This window comes from Pseudomonas sp. 8Z, from assembly GCF_902506535.1.
GTDB lineage: Bacteria > Pseudomonadota > Gammaproteobacteria > Pseudomonadales > Pseudomonadaceae > Aquipseudomonas.
The window spans coordinates 1-2,730 of the sequence record NZ_LR733831.1 but is presented as its reverse complement, the minus strand read 5'-3'; the positions used below and the strand labels follow the sequence as shown (position 1 = coordinate 2,730).

The following is a 2,730-nucleotide window of genomic DNA, read 5'->3' as shown; positions in this document are numbered from 1 at the left end:
GCGGGTCTGCTTGCGCTTACCTGCGTACTCGGCGTCGGCGAAGGTCATCTGCTTCATGGAAAAACTCGGCTGGCGGGATCAGCGTATTTCAACAGATTCGGGAAGTCTTTTTCAGACCATCCCTAAATGGGCCGGTAAGGCATCCAGGTGTCGCCTTGCCAATGCAGCAACGACAGCCCCTGGCGATTCTCGCGCCTCGGTCGGCGTTCGCTGGGTTGTGCGATATCGCGCAGCATCGGCACCACGTCGGCAGTGATCCAGCGGCGGATGCAGCGGTTTTCCGGGTGGTAGTAGTGGATCAGTGCGGCATAGACGCCAGACTCGCTGATCAGCCTTGTCGCCTCCGGTTGGCCGTGGGTGTTGAGTACCACAGCATCGAGTAGCTGGTCGGCATCGAGCGTGCGTGTGGCGCGTTCGTCCAGATGCGGCTGGCCGATCAGCCGACCAAGATCCGTTGCGCAGAACCAGCATTGCTGCTCGATCAGCAGCGCACGCAGTTGCCTGCGGTGGCGGGTGAAGGTCTGCGGGATCAGGATTTCGCCGGCAAGGGCGGGTATAGCGGGGGATGCGGATTGGGTAGGCATATCCATTACCTCTGTGTGAATTGACCAGCTTTCTTAGGGCTGGGTGCCGGGAGCTAAGAAACCCCACACAGAGGGCCGGACGTATTCCCCTTTCGGGTCTTGTATTAGCCCACTCCCGACATATCAGAGGTGTTTTTCTTGCGCGCACGGGCAAGCCGTAGGCACAAAAAAGCCGCTAATGTCGGATGCGGGCAGGCCGCTGTGTGAAGGCGTTTCTTAGGCGCCGGCTGCAGAGTAGGTCGTCAGGGAAGGTGGGTCAAGCTGCGCTGATTGAGGTTCAGGGGGCATCCACCCTGACGGTGGTTCGGGCTACTCGCTGGGACAAAACAGTATTGATGCTTGTCTGATTTTCAACCGAGCTTGACGATAGTGTAGTTTTTGAGGATTCTATCGGCGCGCCAATGACGGTGGCGTTCAGTCCTAGCTAGGAAAAGCCTCTGCACCGTTGCAACATCTTTCTATGCCACCTTGAATGGTCAGCTAATACTAGGGCTAAGCATTGACCGTGAAAGGACAGGCTATGAAACTTCCTGACACCCCTTCGCTATCTGCTTTTAAATCTGATGCTACTTTTCTGTTCAATGAGCTACGGAGCGGCTGCCCTTTGGCTTTGAGCAGAGCAATACGTGCACAGTTGCTCAGTTCAACGCCTGCTAATCGCGCGCTCTGTTTGCGCTTGATTGCCAAAGAATATGGTTTGACCTACAAGGCTATTGTCGCTAGAGATCGGATGATTGCCCGATACGCAGCTCACTGTTTTGCCGAAGGCTTTTGGCAACAGCCTTATGAAGGAGTATTTCGTAGGGCTCGATTCTTGTTGCAGTTTGATGCCTTGATTGAGTGTCTCCGTGACGGGGTTCCACTTGCAGCCGCTGCTCACAAGCGTGGAGTGGATTTCAGCGGATTTCATTTCAGCTCATTACTGTTCAAAAGAGTCAACCGCGTAGTCTCGCGCAAGAAGGTTCCTGATATGAGCTATCTGCAGGCGCCGGGAAGCCTTATTCACTATGATTGGTTTCAGGATGTGAAGAAGGCTCGCCACTCGAATTTCAGTAATGCCAAATTCTATACAGTCACCTGCGATCCTGTAGTTCAGCCTGGTGCTTACGGATGGGAAACTGACTTTGACTATGCGGATTTGCGAGGTGTTGATCTCCGTGGCGCATACCTGAGAGGCGCTAGCTTTCTTGGGGCCAAGGTCGACGGAGCCGATCTGCGAAACGCAAACATCAACGGATGCATTTTCACTGGAGCTAAGGGAGCTTTCGTGAGCGGCGAAATTCTTTATCACAATTGGGATGTAGGCCCCAGAGGCGTCGAAGAGTGGTTGCCGGAGGACATTGTCTGATTGTGCCCGCTCTTGTTGGTGGCTTTCAGGTTTTGAGTTCTTATAGTTTTCCAGTAAGCACTCCATAGCGGTGGAGGCCTGAATCAGGTGGACAAGCTTCGCATGTCCACCATGCGCGGCTATCTGGATTTGGATATTAAATATTGTCTGAAGTAAGTGTCGATAAGGTTGTTGAGTTCTTTGTCTGCTGCATCATGTTTGTGAGGGCTTCTTGCTTTTCTTAAGTGTTTTTCAAGAAATTTTGCGGATAATTTTATGATCAGTTTTCGGTGATCATTGTAGAGTTCTTTGGCCCAGCTTAGCTCTTTATCTTTGGATAGGTTGTTGTTGAAGTCTCGCGTGATTATAAAGGCTGCTTTGCCATATTCATTACAGAGGTAAGAATTCACTTGCCTGTAATCACTTGCACTCAGGTCACGATAGTTTTTGAGTTCAAATATTACCTGGCGAGTTTGGTAGTCTTCTAGTAAGCGTTTCCAGAATTTTGTTTCTGCTAGATTGGTTCCGACTATGTCTCGTTGTTGGAGGCCATTCTTGTTTGGATGCATTTCTACATTGCATAATGCGCCAGCAAATACAACTTTTATTGCTTTTAAACACCAGGCTTCAAAGTCTGAGGCACCCTGCTTTCCTTCTGGGATCTCGGTTAGCTCTTGGAGGAGAGCGCCTATGGATGGTCTGAAAAAGACTTCCCGAATCTGTTGAAATACGCTGATCCCGCCAGCCGAGTTTTTCCATGAAGCAGATGACCTTCGCCGACGCCGAGTACGCAGGTAAGCGCAAGCAGACCCGCAAAGA

At 51.4% G+C, this 2,730-nt stretch carries 2 protein-coding genes and 1 pseudogene; 1 reads left to right on the top strand and 2 read right to left on the bottom strand.

Features of this window, described 5'->3' with window-relative positions; translation table 11 throughout:
- Positions 1-122: 122 nt before the first annotated feature.
- A complete protein-coding gene (locus AERO9A_RS22240) occupies positions 123-584 on the bottom strand; it encodes a Bro-N domain-containing protein (RefSeq protein ID WP_178111200.1) in 462 nt (153 codons plus the stop codon).
- A 520-nt stretch (positions 585-1,104) separates the two neighbouring features.
- Between AERO9A_RS22240 and AERO9A_RS22590 the strand changes: the two genes are divergently transcribed.
- On the top strand, positions 1,105-1,932 hold the full coding sequence (locus AERO9A_RS22590; RefSeq protein ID WP_256666039.1) for a pentapeptide repeat-containing protein: 828 nt from the start codon (positions 1,105-1,107) through the stop codon (positions 1,930-1,932).
- A gap of 119 nt (positions 1,933-2,051) precedes the next feature.
- On the opposite strand, the pseudogene AERO9A_RS22585 reads toward AERO9A_RS22590, so the two are convergent.
- Positions 2,052-2,730: pseudogene (locus tag AERO9A_RS22585) on the bottom strand (hypothetical protein); the annotation flags it as partial.

What these genes read in the sequence shown, in the direction of transcription:
- AERO9A_RS22240 (WP_178111200.1), bottom strand. Translation starts at nt 584, where the DNA reads ATGCCTACCCAATCCGCATCCCCCGCTATACCCGCCCTTGCCGGCGAA.
- AERO9A_RS22590 (WP_256666039.1), top strand. Translation starts at nt 1,105, where the DNA reads ATGAAACTTCCTGACACCCCTTCGCTATCTGCTTTTAAATCTGATGCT.